Below are 19,079 nucleotides of genomic sequence, written 5' to 3'. Positions count from 1 at the left end.
GGGTGCTCTCCAGTATCTCCCTCCGTGGCCCGAACGAGCAGGTGCAGCCGATCCGCCGCGCGGCGGATACGCGCTCGGGGCGGCGGGCCGAGGGGCTCGCAACGGCATGGCCCGGGGCCGCCCGCCCCGAGGCGGTCGCGGACGGCACGACCGGTGAGTGGACGGATCGATGTCGGACGTCTGCATCGGATCGGTACGCTGACGACATGCCCGCCCCCACGCGCCGTTCCGCCGATTCCGCAGGCCGCTCCTCGGCCCCGGACCTTCGTGCCCAGCAGAAGCGATATACCCGGCAACGACTGATCGAGGCCGCAGCCGGTCTGTTCGAGGCGAAGGGCTACGAGGCCACGACCGTCGACGACATCGTCGCCGAGGCGGGAGCCGCCCGGGCCACGTTCTACCTGCACTTCACCGGGAAGGGCGACATCGTCGCCGAGCTGGCCGACCGTATCTGGGCGGACACGGCCGCGATGTTCGCCGCGTTCGGCGAACTGCCCGACTGGTCGCACGCGAGCATCCGGGCGTGGTTGAGCGCGTACGTCACGCGGGGCGAGGAGAACCGGCAGGCGCTGCGGATCTTCGCCGAGCAATTGCCGCACGCATTGCGCAACCAACACCAGGATCACGTCAAGGAGTTCGTCGCCCTGCTCACCCGGCCGCCCGAGCGCTGGGCACATTTCTCCAAGCCGGAGGCCAAGCGGCGCGCCTACCTGCTGATCACGCAGTTGGAGACGTTCATGCCCTCGTGGATGGCGGGCCGCTGGAGTCGGGAACGCTCGGCCATCCTGGACACGCTGACCACCGTCTGGCGCAACACCCTGGAGGCCGACAACGATCCCCGCGCAGACGTCGATCGGGCGACCGCACGCGGGTGACCCACGCCGGTCGCCGGCCGACGTCCCGCCCCGGACTCCCGACGCCGCATGCCCGGCAAGTTATGTGTAGCCTGTACGCAAAACCAAAAGACGAAGCAGGATCGGCATTTTACGACGTCATCATGGCTATGATAACCATCATGTGAACGGGGCTGCACCGGCTCTCGACCGAGCCAAGGCCCCCAGCGAACGAGGAGTTTCGGCATGCCCGCACCCGAGGACGATCCCGTATCGCGGCGAATCACCCACGTGGAACTGCTGCACCGTCCCGGCGAGCGCGCGCAGGCCCGGCGGCTGCTCGAACTGCTGGGGTGTCGTGTCCTGGACCGGGGAGGTCACTTCTTCAGCGCCTTCGTCGAACCCGGGGTGACCGACTACCGGAGCAACGTCCTGTACGCGTCCGAGGTGACCCCCCAGCAGTGGGCCTTCGAACAACAACTGGACGCCGAGGCCGCCGACGGGCCGCTCGCCCGAGCACGGTCGGCCTGGAGCACGCACATGCGGGCGCATCCCCAGTACACGTACCACTTCGGGTTGCGGCTGCCGTCCGAGCAGGCACTGGACGCGGCCTTGGCGCACATCGAGGCGGCCGGTCGCGAGGGCGGCGAACTCGCGGGCCGGGTCGAGGTGGTGGCGGTATTCCGCCCCGGTGATCCCGGCGCCGCGACCGACACGATGGTCCAGGCGTTCGTCCGCACCGACGTCGTGGCATGCGGCCTGGTCGGCCTCGGGCAACACATCGAACTGCAATGGCACCTGCCCTCGACCACCTGACCCCCGCGACCGCTTCGATCGTGGCCACCGCCACTCGAAGGCATCGACCGGGCGCGACCTCGCAGGCAAGGTCGCGCGGGTGATCGAAGGCGTCAACGCGTATGGCGGCCGGCGCCCGGAGGGGTCGGATCGGCGTATCGCTCCCGAAGGTCTCGCTTGAGGACCTTGCCGCTCGGGTTCTTGGGCAACGACCGGGTCGGCACGACGGTTTTCGGAACCTTGAACCCGGCCAGAGTCGACGCGCAGTGTTCGATCAGCCCCTCGCCGGTGACGGTGGCGCCCGGACGCAGGACGACGGCCGCGGTCACCGCCTCGACCCAGTACGGGTGCGGCACGCCGAAGACGGCGGCCTCGACCACGTCGGGATGCATGTGCAGGACTTCCTCGACCTCGCGGCTGGAGACGTTCTCGCCGCCGGTGTTGACCATGTCCTTCTTGCGGTCGACGACGTACAGGTAGCCGTCCTCGTCGAAGCGGCCCAGGTCGCCGCTGTGGAACCAGCCGCTGCGAAACGCCTGGGCGGTGCGCTCGGGGTCGTTCCAGTAGCCGTACATGGTGTGCGGGCCGCGGTGGACGATCTCGCCCACCCGACCGGCCGGCACGGGGTTGTCGTCCTCGTCGACGACGCGGGTCTCCACGTTGAGTCCGGGGCGCCCCGCGGAACCGGCTCTGCGTCGTTGGTCGGCTGGGCCCAGTACGGTCGCCACCGGGGACATCTCGGTCTGGCCGTAGAAGTTGTACAGCCCCAACTCCGGTAGCCGGCGCCCGAGTTCGGCCAGCACCTCGACCGGCATGGCGGCCGCCCCGTAGTAGCCCTTGCGCAGGGAGGACAGGTCGCGGCGGGCGAAGTCGGGGTGGCGCAGCAGGGATATCCATACCGTGGGCGGGGCGAAGAACTTGGTGGCGCGCTCGCGCTCGATCGTCTCCAGCACCCGGCCGGGCTCCGGTCCCGGCAGGACGATCGAGGTGGCACCGAGGTGGACGTTCGGCGTGAGGAAGCAGTGCAACTGCGCACAGTGGTAGAGCGGCAACGCGTGGATCTCGACGTCGTCGCGGGACATGCCGCCGTCCACGATCGCGCTCGTGTACTGCGCCGTCAGGTTGCGAGTGGTCATGACGGCACCCTTGGGCCGTGACTCGGTTCCCGAGGTGTACATGATCTGCACGGGATCGTCGTCGTCGATCCGCGCCTCGAACGCGTCGCCCCGTTCCTTGCCGAGGCTGTCCAGCCGGACCCAGCCGTGGTGGTCCGTGTCGCCGATCACCACCCGCAACGGTGCGATGGGCGTGGCGAGTTGCAGCGCCTCGCGCGCGGTGTTCAGCACGTCGTCGCCGGCGATCATGCCGACCGCCCCCGAGTGTTCGAGCACGTAGGCGACCTCTGCGGCGGTGAGCATGAAGTTCACCGGTACCGAGACGGCGCCCACGCGGGCGAGGGCGAAGTAGGCCACCACGAAGCCGTGGCTGTTGCGGGACAGGACGACCACCCGGTCGCCCTTGGTGATGCCTCGGCGGGCGAGTGCACCGGCCGTGCGGCGCACCTGGGCGTCGAGTTCGGCATACGTCTGGCGCAATGCCCCCGCGACCACAGCGGTCTTGTCCGGGTCGCGGGCGGCGCTGCGCGCGAGCAGATCGGCGATGCCGTGGCGGCGCGCCCGCGTCACGTCGGCGGGCAGAGGGCGCTCGATGGTCATGACAGTGCTCCGGTCGAGGATTCGGGTGGTTGCGGCGGCCGCGTCGTCACCTCGCGGTTCGCCGCCGCGAGGTGACGGTGGGGGAGCGGACCGCGTTCGCCTCCGGGAAGGGGCGGGAGGGGCTCGCTCCGGTCGGCCCGGTCAGGTGAGGAGGTATTCGTTCTCCTGCGGCGCGCGGGTCATCCACCAGTAGTCGACCAGGCGCCAGGGGTTGGAGACGACCACGCGGCCGGAACTGTTGCGGTAGTAGCCGCGGACGGAGGAGTGGCTCCAGACGAGACCGTCCAGGGCCCGGTCGACGGTCTCGTTGTAGGCGTCGTGGGCCTGTTCGGTGGGTTCGATCGCGGTGGCGCCGCGGGCGTGCATGAGGCCCAGGCAACCGAGGATGTAGTTGACCTGCGCCTCGCTGATGATGTTGACGCCGGCGCCGTGGTTCGGGCCGGAGTTGGGGCCGCCGATGACGAAGAAGTTCGGGAACCCGGGCACGGTGACCCCGCGCAGGGCTCGGGGGTCCTCCTCGCCCCAGACGTCGCGCAGGGCGACGCGGTCGCGGCCGGTGATGTCGATGCCGTCGAGCATGGGCAGCAGGTGGTACCCGGTGGCCAGGACGACGACGTCGACCGCGACCACCTCGCCGTCGGCGGTGGCCAGGCCCTCGGCGGTGGCGTGGGTGATCGCCGAGGTCTCCAGGCGCACGTGGTCGCGACGCAGCATGCGGTACCAGTCGCAGTCGCGCAGGATCCGCTTGCCGAACGGGGGGTAGGCCGGGACGGCCTTGGCGAGGAGGTCGGGCCGGCCGTCGAGTTCCTCGCGGGCGTAGGCGAGGAGCCACTGGCGGGCGTCCTCGTTGGCCTGGGACACCGATTCGGTCATGGTCCAGTCGGGGTCCACGACCACGCGGGGGTAGTTGCCGTCGGCGGTGATCCAGTAGGTGAGGGTGCGGAACCACTCGGCGTAGAACGGCACGTGCCGCATGGCCCAGCGGGCGCCGTCGGGGACGACGAGACCGTCGGCGCGGCGCGGCATGATCCACGAGGGCTGACGTTGGAAGACGGTCAGTTCACCGACTCGGTCCACGACGGCGGGGCCGAGTTGCATGGCGCTGGCACCGGTGCCGATCAGGGCGACCCGCTTGCCGGTGAGGTCGACGTCGGGGTCCCAGGCGGCGGTGTGGATCACCGGACCGGCGAACTTCTCCAGGCCGGGGAAGCCGGGACGCATCGGGGCCTGGAAGAACCCGATGGCGCTGATGACGGCGTCGGCCTGCTCCGTGTGTTCGACGCCGTCCGGTCCGCGGCTGGTGACGGTCCAACGGCGGGTGCTCTCGTCATAGTGGGCGCCGGTGACCTCGGTGTCGAAGGTGGTGTTCTCGCGCAGGCGGTGGGCGTCGGCACAGGTGCGCAGGTAGTCCCAGACCACCTGGCCGTTCGAGTAGTACTCCGGCCAGTCGGGGTTGATCTCGAAGGAGAAGGAGTAGAAGTGGCTGGGGGTGTCCACCCCGATCCCCGGATAGCGGTTGGCCAGCCACGTTCCGCCGACGTCCGCGTTGCGGTCGTAGACGTGGTAGCTGTAACCGGCCTCGGCGAGCTTGATGGCCGCGCACATGCCGCTGAGCCCCGCGCCGATGATCACCGCGTGAAAGCCGTCCGGCGGACTGGCGCGGACCGTGCCGGGGACGGCCTCGCGAGCGCTGAAACCGCCCTGCTCGCGCAGCAGCGGCAGGAACTCGACGTCGACCGGCTCGCCGACGCAGACGGAGGCCATGCGTTGGAACAGCTCGTCGGGCAGCGGCCGATCCGCCTCCGGCGGGGCGGGACGGGTCAGCGCCTCGGCGAGCAGGTCGCGGGCACGGCCGGCAAGGTCCGCCCGGTCGGCCGCTTCCGTCGTCGGCGCGACGGCCGGGGCGAGTTCCTCCAGGAGCGCCGCGTCGCGGGTGAGCTGGATCAACGCCATCAACACGATGCGCGGGTCGGCCTGTGCCAACTGCCGCCGGATCTCGGCCCGATCGGTCTGCGGCAGGGGCAGGGCCGCGGCGCGAGGGCGCGGATACGCGGCTTCGACGGAGCGCATGGGCGTGGGCATGAGGGGCCTCCGGGAACGTTCTGCCTCGATCGTGGTCGGCCGTGCCCGGGACACCTCCCGCCGGCTGACCAATGAGGATGGTCAATAGACACGCTGTCCAGCGAGAAAAGAATGCCCACCCGGGCGACAACTGTCCAGAGCCACCGCCGAACATCGGACCGTGCGAGGTCACGAATTTGTGTACTGACCTCTCGAAATCAACCCGGTCCACCCGGTGGAATCGCCGAAACGCCGCCGCATGGTGGTCGGACCCCGGCCGTCGCGCTTCGGCGTAACCGGTCCACGAAACACCCGCAGCGGATGCCGGTGCGGGTGGCTGCGGAGGTGGAACGGACAGGCGATCCCTCGAATCGGCACCGCGCGCCCGTTCGCCCCTTGCGGAAGGGGGCGGGACGGGCGCGCGTTCCGCGGGACGCGTCAGACCACGCCCGGTGTGGCCCAGTCGGTGGTGGGGGCGATCGCGTAGGTGGCGATGAGGGCGCGGATGAAGTCCTTGTCGTTCATGGGGTCCGAGGGTTCGGCGACCTCGACTCCCCGGGCCCGCAGGTCGGCGAGGAGGCGTTCGAAGACGAGGTCGTGGGTGAGGTCGTCGGTGTGGTCCATGTTCTTCTTCAGTTCGTCGTGGTCCGCGTAGACCTCGGCGTTCCAGTGCACGAGCAGGCGCATCTCCTCGGGCCGGTAGCGGCGGATCGCCTCGCCGTCGGTGGTGATCGCCCAGTCCTCGCGGGAGGCGTCCCAGCCCAGGAGCGAACGGTTCTTCAGGCCGGGTGTGTCGCGCTCCTCGGGGCGGCCCACCGGGTCGCCGCGGTGGAACATCGACTCGTTCTGCACGACCACGCCCTTGTTCCACAGGGGGTGGTCCAGGCGCTTGGGCTCGCCGTGCGGCCCGTCGGGCCAGTAGGTGAAGGTGCCGTTCTCGCCGAGGTACCACCACGTGATGACCTGGGCCATCTTCACCAGGTGGTCGGTGAACAGGCCGGAGCGGCCCATGACGTTCATCAGCCACGTGGGGGAGTTCTCGTAGCGGATGCCGCGGAAGGTGACCGCGTCCAGGTGCGAGGTGAGTCCGCTGTGGTGCGGGCCGCAGAAGTTGAACAGCATCATCGTGGGGCGGGCGTACTCGCCGCCCCAGTACGCCTTCGCCAGGTCCAGGAAACGGGAGTTGTAGAAGCAGTCCGCCAACTCCGGGTACAGCACCGTGGAGTTCTGGGCGAAGAACCCGCGGAAGTGGGCGCCGGCGACGTCGTCGAGCGTGAGGTCGAGGACCTGGTCGTTGTCCGGGCCGCTGGAGGTGGCGACCAGTTCCTCGATCGAGTCGAAGGTCTGGGCGATGATCGTCCGCCACGGGCCGTGCTGCTTGAGGACGTCGAGGATCCGGCGGTGCTGGTCGTCGGTGTACACACCCTCCACGACTCTGGGCGGGGCCACCGGGCGCAGGATGTCGTTGAGCTGTGTCAGTGTCCGGCTCATCGTGTGTTGTCCTTTCCGGGCGGCCGACGCTCGGTGGCCGCCTGCGAATACTTGATCCGTACACAAATTCCGCCCCGCGTCACGCCGACTCCTCGTCGGGTGCGGCGAATCGCCGGGCTCGGCGCACGGGGCCGGCCGCGGGGGATCGCTCCCGGATCGGGAGGATCGTCGACGCGGGCGGGACCTCGACCCGCGGTTCGGGTCGACGGGTTCGTTCGGTGATTCCGGGGCGGTCGAGACGCCGGGAGCAGCCCGTCGGGGGCGGTGGTTCCCGGCACAGTAGGACGACGGGAAGGCGAGGTCAACGGGCTCGACCGTGTGACCGAGGTCATCCGGGTGAAGCCGTCGGTGGCCAGGATATCAATTTTGCGTTTCTGATACGCGAAATCCTGCCATCCGTCGGCGCGACCCGCCACCCCGGATCGTTCGAGATCGGCCCGGGAGGCGTGGAGCGCCGCCCGGTAGTCTTTCCTGTACAGGAATAGGTCGAGTCGGATGTGCTGCCGGTGTTCGCCGGGGAACGGGCAGGTATGAGCACGAACATCGAGGACAGGTCGTGGCGTGGCCCCAAGGCGTCGCAACGGCTGGCGCAGGTCCTGGCGCGGCCGATTCTCACCGGCGCCCTCCGTGAGGGCGACCGCCTGCCCAACGAGCAGGAGATGATGCTGCGCTACGAGGCCGGCCGCCCGACCGTGCGCGAGGCGCTGCGACTTCTGGAGACCCGCGGTCTGATCGTGCTCAAGAGCGGCCCGGGAGGGGGGCCGGTCGTACGACACCCGCGCAAGGACAGCCTGGGCGAGTCGCTCAGTCTCCTGCTCCAGATCGAGGGTGCCTCCTTCGGCGACGTCGCGGACGCCCGTCGCGCGTTGGAGCCGATGCTCGCCCGGCGGGCGGCGGAGCGGATCACCGCGGAGCAGGTGGTCGAACTCGACGAGACGGTACGCCTGCTGCGGGAGAACCCCGGCGACCAACAGGTGTTCGCCGTCCAGAACCAGCGATTCCACGCCGTGGTCGCGGAGGCGGCGCGCAGTGTCGTGCTGGACGTGTTCGCCAGTTCGCTCAAGGCGCTGGCGGACGGCGTGCGGGTGGGCGTGACCTATTCGGCCCGCAAACAGGCCGCCGTGGCGACGGCCCACGAGGTCATTGTGGCGGCCCTGCGGACGGGCGATCCGGACGCCGCGGAAGCGGCGATGCGCGAACACCTCGAAGAGGCCGAGCGGTATTGGCGTCGCCGATACCCGGACCTGATGGGCCGCCCGGTCGAGTGGACGTATTGAGGTCTCGCGACCCGGGCCCCGGCCGCGCCCGACGTGCCGGGGCCGGCCACCGTCACAGTTGCAGCGACTGCAGTTCGTAGTACTCCTCCAGCCCCGCGCGGCCGAACTCGCGGCCGCGTCCGGAGCACTTCACGCCGCCGAAGGGGGCGGCGGTGTGGAAGCGCCCGCCGTTGACGTCGACCTGCCCGGTGCGCAGCCGCAGCGCCACGGCGGCGGCGCTCTCCCGGTCCGGGCCCCACACCGCGCCGGAGAGGCCGTATCGGGTGCCGTCGGCGATCCGGATGCCTTCGTCGACGTCGTCGTAGGGGGTGATGGCCAGGACGGGTCCGAAGACCTCCTCCTGCCCGAGTTCCGACTCCGGCGCGACGTCGGCGAACACGGTCGGGCGCACGAAGAACCCGCGTTCGAGGCCGTCCGGCGCGTGCGCGCCGCCGACGGTGAGCCGGGCGCCGTCGGCGCCGGCGCGCTCGATGAATCCGCGGACGCGGTCGCGCTGGGCGGCCGAGATCAGTGGCCCCTGCTTGGTGGCCGGGTCGGCGGGATCACCGAGGGTGAAGCGGGCGGCGGTGGCGGTGGCCGCCTCCACCGCCTCGCGGTAGAGCGAACGGTGCACCACCAGGCGGGTCAGCGCGAGGCAGGTCTGGCCGGAGTTGAGGAAGCAACTGTTCACGGTGGCCCGCGCGGCCGCGACCGCGTCGGCGCCGGGCAGTACCAAGGTAGCGGACTTGCCGCCCAGTTCGAGCTGTACGCGCTTGAGCCCGGCCGCGGCGTGCACGGCCCGGCCGGCCGCCGTGGAGCCGGTGAAGGAGACCATGTCCACCTCGGGGTGGCGTACCAGCGCGTCGCCGATTTCGAGGCCGAGGCCGGACACCAGATTGAACACCCCGGGCGGGAAACCGGCCGCGTCCACCGCCTCGGCGAGCAGGTGCGGGACCAGCGGGGCGACCTCGCTCGGCTTGAGGACGACCGGTGAGCCGCTCAGCAGCGCGGGCACGACCTTGGCCACGATCTGGAGCAGTGGATAGTTCCAGGGGGTGATGGCCACGACCACGCCGACGGGCCGGCGGTGCACCAGCGAGTTCGCGACCCCATGGGGTTCCTCGATGCCCTCCGCCGCGGCCAGGAAGTCGGTCACGGCGCCGATCGGCAACATCGTCTGCAGCGGACCGGCCATGCGTACCGGGGTGCCGACATCGCGCACCGCGGCCGAGGTCAGCTCGTCGGCGCGGGCGGTGAGCGCGTCCCGGAGCGTGCGCACGAGGGCGATGCGCTCGGACTGTGGGGTCGCCGCCCAGGTGTCTGCCGCGCGGCGGGCGGCCAGCACGGCGTCGTCCGCGTCCCGGGCGGTGCCTCGCGGGACGTGGTCGTAGACCTGTTCGGTCGTCGGGTCGATCACGGGGACGGTGGCCGGGGACGAGGAGTCGCGGAAGCGTCCGTCCAGGTAGATGGTCGGTGGCATGAGAGTCCTCCCGATGGTGGGGGTGTCCGGGCGGGCGGTGGCCCTTGACGATTTCTCGGGTCAATGATCTATTCCATGTACATAGATAGCACGGGCATCGAGAGGCGGATCACCCAATGTTCGAAGGACGCATCGCCCGGTTCGACGCACCGGAGCAGCCGTTCGGGATCCGGGAGGTCTCGCTCGCCGGTCGCGGGATCCTCCCCGGCGAGATCCTGATCCGGGTCACCCGGGCCAACGTCTGCGGCAGTGACCTGCACGCCTGGCACGGCAACTTCGACACCCGCGGCCTCGGCGGCAAACTCCCCACCGTGCTGGGGCACGAGATGGTCGGACGCGTCGCCGCCCTCGGCGAGGGCACCGGCCGCGACACCGACGGCAAACCCCTGGAACCGGGGACGCGCGTCGTCTTCCCGTACTTCTTCAGTTGCCACGTCTGCCGGTACTGCGTCTCCGGACGCAGCGCCGGCTGCACCCGGCTGCGCATGGCCATGCTCACCAGTGCCGCCGAACCGCCCTACTACGTCGGCGCGTTCGGCGACTACTTCGTCCTGCCGCCGGGCGCGTTGCTCTACACGGTGCCCGACACGCTCTCCGACGAGGTCGTCTCCGGCGCCAACTGTGCGCTGTCGCAGGTGATGTACAGTCTCGATCGCGCACAACTGGGCTTCGGCGAGACCGTCGTCGTCCAGGGCGCCGGCGGCCTGGGCCTGTACGCCACCGCCCTGGCCAAGGCCCGCGGCGCCCGCACCGTGATCGTCCTCGACGCCGTTGCCGAACGCCTCGAACTCGCCCGCGAAATGGGCGCCGACGCCACCGTCGACATCACCGCCGAGACCGACGCGCGATCCCGGATCAAGAAGATCCAGGCACTCACCGACGGCGGCGCCGACGTCGTGGTCGAACTCGTCGGGTCACCGGCCGTCGTCGACGAGGGCATCCGCATGCTCGGCCGCTTCGGCCGCTACCTCAGCGTCGGCAACATCAGCGCGAAGCGTACCTACGAGGCCGACCCGTCCCGACTGACCATGACCAACAAGAGCGTCATCGGCGTCTCCCTGTACGAACCCTCCGCACTGGGCAAGAGCCTGCACTTCCTCGAGACCGTGCACGACCGCCTGCCCAAGCGGTTCACCGAAAGCACCGTCTTCCCCCTGGACGCCATCAACGAAGCGTTCCGGGCCGCCGACCACCGCGACGTCGTGCGCGCCGCGATCGTGCCCTGACCGCCGCCCACCGCCGCAACCGGTGCAACCGGTGCAACCGAACCCGCGAACCCATCCCGAACCCGAGGACTCGATGAGCAGCCCCACCGGACTCGACTACTCCCTCGCCGACCACATCGCCACCATCACCCTCGACCGCCCGCACCACAAGAACGCTTTCACCCTGGAGATGGTGGACGCCTGGGCCGAGGCCCTGCGCAGAGCCGAGGCCGACCCCGAGGTGCGGGTGGTCGTCGTCACCGGCGCGGGCGGCACCTTCTGTTCGGGGGTGGACCTGGACGCCTTCGCCGAGCGCGAGCGCACCCCCCTGGCCGAGCAGCAGCTCATGTCCCGCATCCACCAGGTGGCTTTCGCCGCAGAGGCACTGACCAAGCCCTACCTCGCGGTCGTGGCCGGCGCGGCCGTCGGCGCGGGCATGGACATGGCGCTGATGGCCGACATCCGGATAGCGGGCGAATCGGCCCGCTTCTGCGAGGGCTACGTCCGCGTCGGCCTCGTCCCCGGCGACGGCGGCTGCTGGTACCTGCCCCGCATCGTCGGCACCGCCACCGCCCTGCGCCTGCTGTGGACCGCCGACTTCGTCGAAGCCCCGGAAGCGCTCGCCCTCGGCCTGGTCAGCGCCGTCCATCCCGACGACCGACTCCGGGACGAGGCACGCCGGTTCGCCCTCAAGCTCGCCGCCCGCCCGCCGTTGGCCGTGCAACTGATCAAGCGCGCCGTACGCGCGGGCGAACGTCAGGACCTGCGCACCGCGCTCGACCTGATCTCCTCCCACCAGGCCGTGATGACCTCCACGGCCGACTCCCGCGAGGCGATGGACGCCTTCCGCACCCGCCGCCCCGGCGACTACACGGGGAAGTGAGATGACCACCACACGGGCACGCGAGACGACCGCCGCGGCGGGCGGCCGCCCCGCGACCGGCACCGCCGTCGCGGACCTGCGCCGCGAGGTTCGCGACCTCACCGCCCAATGGCGCGTCCAGGGCCGCTACACCCCGCGCAGCGACAACTGGATGCGCGGCTTCGCCCCCGACTTCAGCCGCGAACTCGCCCGGCGCGGCCTGCTCGGCCTCGCTTGGCCCACCGAGTACGGCGCCGGCCTCGGCCAGGTCGCCCGGCTCGCCGTCACCGAGGAACTCCTGCGCGCCGGCGCGCCGGTGGCCGCCCACTGGATCGGCGAACGCCAGATCGGCCCCGCCGTCCTGCGTTACGGCAGCCCGGAGCTGCGCGCCGAGATACTGCCGCCGATCGCCCGCGCCGAGGCCGTCTTCTGCCTGGGCATGAGCGAACCCGACGCCGGATCCGACCTCGCCGCCGTTCGTACCACGGCGGAGGCGGTGCCCGGCGGATGGCGGGTCAACGGCCGCAAGACGTGGACCACCGGCGCCCATCACGCCACCCACATCTACCTGCTCGCTCGCACCGCGCGTACCGAACGCAGGCATCAGGGCCTCACCGAGTTCGTCGTCGACATGGACACCGCCGGCATCGAGGTCACCCCCATCGTCGACCTCGCGGGCGAGCACCACTTCAACGAGATCACCTTCACCGACGTCCACGTACCCGCCCACCGCCTGCTCGGGACCGTCGGCGAGGGCTGGCGCCAGGTCGTGGAGCAACTGGCGTTCGAACGCGGCGGCCCCGAACGTGTCCTGTCGACGTATCCCCTGCTGGCCGGGTGCGTGGAGGCTCTCGCGGGCGACCCCCCGCACGCGCGTGACCTGCGCGTCGACCTGGGGAGGCTGACCGCGCGCCTGGCCACGTTGCGTCGGCTCGCGCTGCGGGTCGCCCGGCAGGTGGACGAGGGCCGGGCGCCGACGGTCGAGGCCGCCACGCTCAAGTACCTCGGCAACGCCTTCGAGAACGACGTGGTCGACTTCGCGCGCCGCGTGTGTCGGCGCATCCCGGACCCGGCCCTGCGGGCCGCGTTCGACCAGGCGCTGCTCGCCTCGCCGGGTTTCACCATCCGAGGGGGCGCCGCCGACGTGCTGCTGTCCCTGATCGCCAAACAGGAGACCCGCACGTGAAAGACGTCCACGCCGAATTGCGCGACCTCGTCGACGACATCACCGCCGGGCCCGGTGACCCCGACCGGCTGTGGGACACCGTCGTCGGTCTGGGCCTGCACACCATCGGCGTCCCCGAGGGCGACGGCGGTTCCGGCGGCGACGTCGCCGACCTGGCCACCGTGGTACGCCGCTTCGCGCACCGGGCGGCGTCCGTGCCGGTCGCCGAACACGCCGTGGCCGCCTGGGCGTTGACCTGCGCCGGCCGGCCGTTGCCCGCGGGCGGGCCCCTGGCGGTCGTGTTCGGCGGCGTTCCCGGGGTGGGCGGCCCGTACCCGGCCGTGCCCTGGGGCCGCCGCGCGACCGGCCTGGTCGTGGTCGGCTCGGACGACGTGGTTCGCTACGTCGACCTCGCCGGGCGGCGGGTCGTGGTGGGGGAGGGGGCCAACCTGGCCGGGGAACCGCGCGACGCCGTCGACCCGGGTGACATCCCCCTCGCCCACCTCGCCGGGGCACCCGACGCGGACGTGATCCGAGCCCGGATCGCCACGCTGCGCGCCGCGGCCCTGGCGGGAGCGTGCGCGGGAGCATACGAACTGACGCGCTCGTACGTCAAGGAACGCCGGCAGTTCGGGCGCCCCCTCATCGACATCCCCGCCGTCGCCGGCTCTCTCGCGACCATGAAGGTCACCGGGCTCCAGGTGAACGCCGCCGTGGACCGCGCGGTGGACCTGCACGCCGGCACCGCGGGCCCCGAAACCCTGCTCGCCGCCGCGGCGGTCGCCCGCGTCGTCGCCGCGGAGGCCGCCGACACCGTCGCCAGGCTCGCCCACCAACTCCACGGGGCGATGGGCGTCACCCGCGAGTACGGCCTGCACCCCCTCACCACCCGGCTGTGGGCCTGGCGCGACGAGTACGGCGACGAGGAATCCTGGGCCCGGCTCCTGGGCGCCCACGCGACCGACGGCGGGGAACTCGACCTGTGGGAACGGCTCACCGGCTGAACACCCCGCTCGGCCACCGCACGCCACCCCACCCACTGGTCGGTCCCACCGCCGCCGACCACCCCGCGAGGCACCACCCCTCCTCCGCCGCGCTGCGCTCGGGCCTGCCGCGCCATCGAGGCACACCTCGTCGCGCCTCCCGGTCCGTCGGCCGCAATCCGACACCGCACCGCCCCCGCCGCCGCACGCGAGAACCTGCCGGACACCGACCGCGTCGTCCATCCACGGGCGCGACCTCCGGTGGATCGGGACGTTGCTCGCCGGTCGCCCGGAGCGCCGGTCGGGGAGGCGCCACGGCCGTCGCCCCATCCGTGCGTTTCGTCGGGCCACCTTGGCGAGCGCACATAGAGTAATGCCTACGCAAATTCGATGCACCGAGCGACGTCGTGGGATTTGTGTACTGGACTATCGCAATTGTTCGGTCCACACTCAAGGCGCGATCCCGGGTGTCGACGGTCCGAAGCGGCCGATCCCCGATCAGTTGTCCGAATATGCGCCGCCGCGCGTGCTGCCGGCGATGCGACACCCCGCGACGGCCCGACAGTCGCCGTGTTCTCTTCCGACGAGAGGAAGCTCGTGCTCAGGAGACGCACCGGAGTCACCCCCCGGACTCCCGCCCCAGGCTCCCGCAACCGCGCGAGGTTGTGGGCCGCCGTGACCGCCGCCGCCGCACTCGTCGCCGGTTGCGGATCGAGTGGCGAGGCGAACCGTGCCGCCGACGGCCCGCCACGATCCGGCGGCAGCATCGTCGTGGACAGCCTCCAGGACGCGGCGACCCTCGACCCGTTCACGGCGCTCAAATCCGCCCTGGCCGACTCGCCGCGCCTGGACGCCCTCTACGACGGCCTCGTGTACATCGACGCCAAGAGCGGCGCCCTGCGACCGCAGTTGGCCGAGTCCGTCGCCATGACGCCGGGCAATCCGTCCGAGTGGACGGTCAAGGTTCGTTCCGGGGTCACCTTCACCGACGGCTCCGCCTTCGACGCGGAGGCGGTGAAGTTCAGTTGGCAGACCCAGGCCGATCCCGCCGTTCGGTCCTATCGCATGCTCGCGGCGTCGGGATTGACCCTGACCGTGGCCGACCCGCTCACCCTCACGGTGAAGCTGCCGGAACCCAACACCTTCTTCGACCGGGTGATCGCCCAGGAACTCAACTGGATCGTCTCGCCGACCGCGTACCGCGCGGACCCGAAGGGTTTCGGTGCCAAGCCCGTCGGCGCCGGCCCGTTCAAGCTCCAGACCTGGGTCCGCGGCAGCCGGATGACGATGGTCAAGAACCCGACGTACTGGGGCGGACCCGCCCGCCCGTACCTGGACCGCATCATCTTCGACGTGGTCGCGGAGGAGAGCCAACAACTCACCAACATCGCCTCCGGCCAGGCGCAACTGGTGAACTCGTCCAACGGCGCGAACATCCAACGGGCGCGGACCGAGAAGCTCGATGTCGACGAAGTAGTCTCGGGTGGTGGGCAGTTCGTCACCTTCAACACGACTCGCCCCCCGTTCGACGATGCGCGAGCACGTCGTGCCGTCGCGCTCGCACTCGACCCGGCCGACATGGCGAAGACCCTGCGCAACGGATACGTGCCGGCGCTCGGGCTCTCGCCGTCCCGGAATCCGTTCGTCTCTCCGGGCGTGGACCAGCCACGACCCGACAAGGCGGAGGCACAGCGCCTGTTCGACCAACTCGCGGCCGAGGGCAAACCGATGACCTTCGGGTATCTCGTCCCCCAGAGCCGCAGCTCGATGCAGGTCGCGGAATACTTCCAAAGCCGACTCAACGAGTTCCGCGGGGTCCGGATGAGCATCGAGAGCCTGGACTACTCCGCCTACGCCACGCGGTACAGCATCCAACGCGACTTCCAGGCGACCCTGTCACAACAATGGTGGGCGCACCCCGAGCCCAACCTCCACAACCTCGTGCACTCCCAGAGCCCCCAGAACTACGCCGGCCTACGCAGTCCCGAGATCGACGCGGCCCTGACCCGAGCGCGGACCAGCCAGGACGAGGTGGTGCGCCGGCAGGCGTACACCGAGGTCCAACGGATCCTCTCACGCGAACTCCCCTACTGGGTCTATGCGCAGGCCACCGTCGCGGTGATCGCGCACGCGAAGGTCACGGGCGTGGTCCAGGTCAACGACGGCACCTATCTGCCCGGTGAACTCGCCCTGACCGGCTGAGGAATCGGCGCGGGCTCGTCCCGTCGTCCACGCCGCGGCCGATCGCACCGCGCCTCGCCGGCGGCAAGCCCCAACCCGCCTTCCGCGGCGACGTCTTCACGACGTTTTCACGCCAACGCGCCCCCGGAGACAAGGAGAAGGACAAACATGCACGACCGCCTCGCAGTCCACGAACTCATGCATCGCTGGTGGTACGTCTACGACGAGGGACACTTCGACATCTGGCCGCAGATGTTCACCCGGGACACGTGGTTCACCTCCCGTACCGACACCGGCAAGCATCCCTATGAAGCCTTCATCGCCTCCGACAACCGCGGGCGCGACAAGGTGTTGGCCTGGCAGCGGGAACACCGCCTCGCCAGCCCGTACCCGCTGCGCCACAACGGCACCAACATCCACGTCGACGGCGAGACGGACCAGGAGGTCTCGATCACCTCGTACATCCACGTCACACAGATCGTCGGACAACTGCCTTCGGCGGTGGCGAGCGGCATCGTGCGGGCCGTGGTTCGCCGAGAAGGCGATGCCTACCGATTCGCCGTCGTACACGTCGTGCTCGACACGGTCGACTCCGTTGCCTTCGCCGAGCGTTCGGTCGATTCCTGACTTCGTAGGAGCCCGTCCCGGGACCGACGGACGACGTGCTTCGGTGATACGCCGTCGGGTCCCGCCGCCTGGGCGGCGCCGGCGGTTCGGCGGGCCACGGGCGCAGCGTCTCGTCGTGCCTCGTCGGCAACCCGGGCTCCACTCCCGCCCCTTCCGAAGGCAAAGCAGGTTTCTCGACCTCCTTGCCACGATCCGGTTTCCTTCCCAAGGCCAAGCAGGTTTCCCGACCTCCTTGCCACGATCCGGTCCCACCTCGGCCATACCACACCTTCGAAGGAACGCATGATGGGAACTCCCCTGCACCGCCGCGACTTCGTCCGCATCACGGCCGCCTCCGGCGCGGTCGCCGCCGGTGTCGTCGCAGCAGCCCCCGCAGCCCGGGCCGCCGGGGTCGACGAGCCCGAGGCGGTGAGCGTCGCGAAGGGGGCGACGTTCCTGCACGGCGTCGCGTCCGGTGACCCCCTGCCCGACGGGGTCGTCATCTGGACCCGGGTCACCCCCAACCCGGACTGCCGCCCGGGCTCGTGGCGCGGCCCGGCCTCCCTCGTGTTCTGGGAGGTCGCCCTCGATCGCGACTTTCGGCACCCGGTGCGCACCGGTCGAACCCGCACCGGCCCCGACCGCGACCACACCGTCCAGGTCGACGTGCGCGGCCTGCGCCCCGGCACCACCTACCACTTCCGCTTCCGCACCGCCCACGACAGCTCGCCGGTGGGGCGCACCAGGACCGCGCCGGCCGCCCGGCAAGACATCGGGGGCCTGCGCTTCGGCATCGCGACGTGCACCAACTACGCCAACGGCCACTTCGCCGGCTACCGGCACCTCGCACGGCGCGGCGATCTCGACGCGGTGATCCACCTCGGGGACTACACCTACGAGTTCGCGACCAAGCCGGGGAACATCCGCGCCATGGAGCCACCCGTCGTGTGTCGTACGTTGGCCGACTACCGCGCCCGGCACGGCCGGTACCGCACCGACCCCGACCTTCAGGCGATGCACGCCGCGGCACCGATCATCGCCACGTGGGACGATCACGACGTATGCAGCGGGTGGTGGTCCGGCGGCGCGGACGAGCACGATCCGGCCTCCGACGGGAGTTGGGCGGACCGCCTCGCGGCGGCGAAACAGGCGTACTTCGAGTGGCTGCCGGTACGCCGGGCGGTGCCCGGTTCCACGCAGCGTCGGCTGTCCTTCGGCACCCTCGCCGACCTGACCATGCTCGACCTGCGCAGCTTCCGCTCCCGGCAGGTCGCGGCGACCGACACCGCCGGCCTCGACGACCGGGCGCGCACCCTCACCGGCCGCGAGCAGATGGGCTGGCTCAAGGACGGCCTCGCGCGCGGCACGGCCGGCTGGAATCTGATCGTCAGCTCCGTCATGGCGGCGCCGTGGTGGCTGCCCAGCGGACGTCCCGAGGCGCCCGTGACCGTCAACTCCGACCAGTGGGACGGCTACCGGGCCGAACAGAGCGAGTTGTTCACCCACCTGCGCCGGCACGACAAGCGCAACACCGTCTTCCTGAGCGGAGACCTGCACTCCTCGTGGGCCGGCGAGGTCCCGGCGCCCGGGGGAGGGGCGCCGGTCGCCTCGCAGTTCGTGATGACGTCGGTTACCTCGACGCCCTTCGGCACGCTTTACCCCGGCGGGGTGGGCGCGCAGATCGTCGCCGCGATCCGCGCGTTGAACCCGCACCTGCAGTGGGGCGAAGCCGAATCCAACGGCTGCGGCGTGCTGGACGTGACCGCCGCACGTGTGCAGATGGACTGGTACAAGATCGCCGACCGTACCAGGCCGGACAGCGCGGTCACCCACCTGAAGTCGTTCGCCGTCGACGGAGCGACGAAGCGGATGGTGCCCGCGACCACGCCGGTGTGACCGTGCAGGGCGGCTTCACGCCGGCGCGGGGGTACGGCAGCGCGCTCGCCACCGGTGAGCCCTTCGACGGCGCGTCGCCCACCTCACGGGCGAACACGCCGGTGGGTGCCCGCCCGACGGCGGGCGTCGGACGGGCACCGGGGGCGGCTGCCGTGCCCCGTGTCGAGGGGCTGGGCCGCCCTGCGCGGTTTGCTTTCGCGCCGGGAGCTCACCCGGGGTGTCGCCGCCCGTGGGGCGGCCTGCTCGATCTGCTCACCGCGTCGGCGCGGGAACGCCCGCTGCCGTGCCTGGTGGACGACGCGCACCGGCCGGAGCACGTGTCGGCCCGGGTGGTGGCCTTCGCGGCGCGCCGGCTACGGGAGGAATCGGTGCCCGTGGTCCCGGCAAGCCGTCGGTCGATCACCGGCCTGTGCGGCCTGCCCGAGTCGACGGTTCAGGGCCTCGGGACCGCCGCCGCGCCGGACCCGCGGGATCGACACGAGAACGACGGGGCCGCCGCCGCGACGGTCCGGCCCCGCAGAGGTTCGTCGTCGGTGTGGTGATGCTCGTG

At 71.0% G+C, this 19,079-nt stretch carries 15 protein-coding genes; 11 read left to right on the top strand and 4 right to left on the bottom strand.

Features of this window, described 5'->3' with window-relative positions; all coding sequences use genetic code 11:
• Positions 1 to 206 precede the first annotated feature (206 nt).
• Together ACFXMF_RS13450 and ACFXMF_RS13445 are read left to right on the top strand one after the other, a co-directional pair.
• On the top strand, positions 207 to 875 hold the full coding sequence (locus tag ACFXMF_RS13450; protein ID WP_360310065.1) for a helix-turn-helix domain-containing protein: 669 nt from the start codon (positions 207 to 209) through the stop codon (positions 873 to 875).
• A 204-nt stretch (positions 876 to 1,079) separates the two neighbouring features.
• Positions 1,080 to 1,649, top strand: a complete 570-nt coding sequence (locus ACFXMF_RS13445; RefSeq protein WP_360310067.1) for a hypothetical protein — start codon at positions 1,080 to 1,082, stop codon at positions 1,647 to 1,649.
• Positions 1,650 to 1,741: 92 nt separating this feature from the next.
• Here ACFXMF_RS13445 and ACFXMF_RS13440 read toward each other — a convergent pair whose 3' ends face one another.
• From ACFXMF_RS13440 to ACFXMF_RS13430, 3 genes are all read right to left on the bottom strand, one after another.
• Positions 1,742 to 3,343 carry a fatty acyl-CoA synthetase gene (locus tag ACFXMF_RS13440; RefSeq protein ID WP_360310069.1) on the bottom strand — a complete coding sequence of 534 codons (1,602 nt, stop codon included), beginning with the start codon at positions 3,341 to 3,343 and terminating at the stop codon, positions 1,742 to 1,744.
• Between the two features lie 141 nt (positions 3,344 to 3,484).
• A complete protein-coding gene (locus ACFXMF_RS13435) occupies positions 3,485 to 5,425 on the bottom strand; it encodes an NAD(P)/FAD-dependent oxidoreductase (protein ID WP_360310071.1) in 1,941 nt (646 codons plus the stop codon).
• Positions 5,426 to 5,842: 417 nt separating this feature from the next.
• Positions 5,843 to 6,895 carry a hypothetical protein gene (locus tag ACFXMF_RS13430; protein WP_360310073.1) on the bottom strand — a complete coding sequence of 351 codons (1,053 nt, stop codon included), beginning with the start codon at positions 6,893 to 6,895 and terminating at the stop codon, positions 5,843 to 5,845.
• Positions 6,896 to 7,425: 530 nt separating this feature from the next.
• Here ACFXMF_RS13430 and ACFXMF_RS13425 point away from each other — a divergent pair.
• Positions 7,426 to 8,172 carry an FCD domain-containing protein gene (locus tag ACFXMF_RS13425; RefSeq protein ID WP_360310075.1) on the top strand — a complete coding sequence of 249 codons (747 nt, stop codon included), beginning with the start codon at positions 7,426 to 7,428 and terminating at the stop codon, positions 8,170 to 8,172.
• Between the two features lie 52 nt (positions 8,173 to 8,224).
• Here the strand turns inward: ACFXMF_RS13425 and ACFXMF_RS13420 are convergent, their stop codons facing one another.
• Positions 8,225 to 9,631 carry an aldehyde dehydrogenase family protein gene (locus ACFXMF_RS13420; RefSeq protein WP_360310077.1) on the bottom strand — a complete coding sequence of 469 codons (1,407 nt, stop codon included), beginning with the start codon at positions 9,629 to 9,631 and terminating at the stop codon, positions 8,225 to 8,227.
• Positions 9,632 to 9,747: 116 nt separating this feature from the next.
• On the opposite strand from ACFXMF_RS13420, the gene ACFXMF_RS13415 reads away from it, so the two are divergent.
• The 8 genes from ACFXMF_RS13415 (at position 9,748) to ACFXMF_RS13380 (ending at position 19,071) form a co-directional block, all read left to right on the top strand.
• Positions 9,748 to 10,857: a zinc-binding dehydrogenase gene (locus ACFXMF_RS13415; RefSeq protein ID WP_360310079.1), complete on the top strand. Its 1,110-nt coding sequence runs from the start codon at positions 9,748 to 9,750 to the stop codon at positions 10,855 to 10,857.
• 73 nt (positions 10,858 to 10,930) lie between these two features.
• The gene (locus ACFXMF_RS13410; protein ID WP_360310081.1) at positions 10,931 to 11,719 is read left to right on the top strand and encodes an enoyl-CoA hydratase-related protein; all 789 of its coding nucleotides are present in this window, start codon (positions 10,931 to 10,933) and stop codon (positions 11,717 to 11,719) included.
• Between the two features lies 1 nt (position 11,720).
• Entirely contained in the window at positions 11,721 to 12,884 is a 1,164-nt protein-coding gene (locus ACFXMF_RS13405; RefSeq protein WP_379988973.1) for an acyl-CoA dehydrogenase family protein, read from the top strand.
• Positions 12,881 to 13,867 (top strand): acyl-CoA dehydrogenase family protein, encoded by a 987-nt coding sequence (locus ACFXMF_RS13400; RefSeq protein WP_360310085.1) that lies wholly within the window; start codon positions 12,881 to 12,883, stop codon positions 13,865 to 13,867. The genes ACFXMF_RS13405 and ACFXMF_RS13400 overlap by 4 nt, the downstream gene beginning before the upstream one ends.
• Positions 13,868 to 14,521: 654 nt before the next feature.
• A complete protein-coding gene (locus ACFXMF_RS13395) occupies positions 14,522 to 16,048 on the top strand; it encodes an ABC transporter substrate-binding protein (protein ID WP_379988974.1) in 1,527 nt (508 codons plus the stop codon).
• 147 nt (positions 16,049 to 16,195) lie between these two features.
• Positions 16,196 to 16,654, top strand: coding sequence for a nuclear transport factor 2 family protein (locus ACFXMF_RS13390; protein ID WP_360310089.1), 459 nt, complete (start codon positions 16,196 to 16,198; stop codon positions 16,652 to 16,654).
• Between the two features lie 282 nt (positions 16,655 to 16,936).
• The gene (locus ACFXMF_RS13385; protein WP_379988976.1) at positions 16,937 to 18,529 is read left to right on the top strand and encodes an alkaline phosphatase D family protein; all 1,593 of its coding nucleotides are present in this window, start codon (positions 16,937 to 16,939) and stop codon (positions 18,527 to 18,529) included.
• Positions 18,526 to 19,071, top strand: a complete 546-nt coding sequence (locus tag ACFXMF_RS13380) for a hypothetical protein (protein ID WP_380017721.1) — start codon at positions 18,526 to 18,528, stop codon at positions 19,069 to 19,071. Before ACFXMF_RS13385 ends, ACFXMF_RS13380 begins: the two co-directional genes overlap by 4 nt.
• The last annotated feature ends 8 nt before the right edge of the window (positions 19,072 to 19,079 follow it).

It is taken from the genome of Embleya sp. NPDC059213, assembly GCF_042754445.1.
Lineage (GTDB): Bacteria > Actinomycetota > Actinomycetes > Streptomycetales > Streptomycetaceae > Embleya.
The sequence above is the reverse complement of the archived record's forward strand: the minus strand, read 5'-3'. Positions and strand labels throughout refer to the sequence as shown.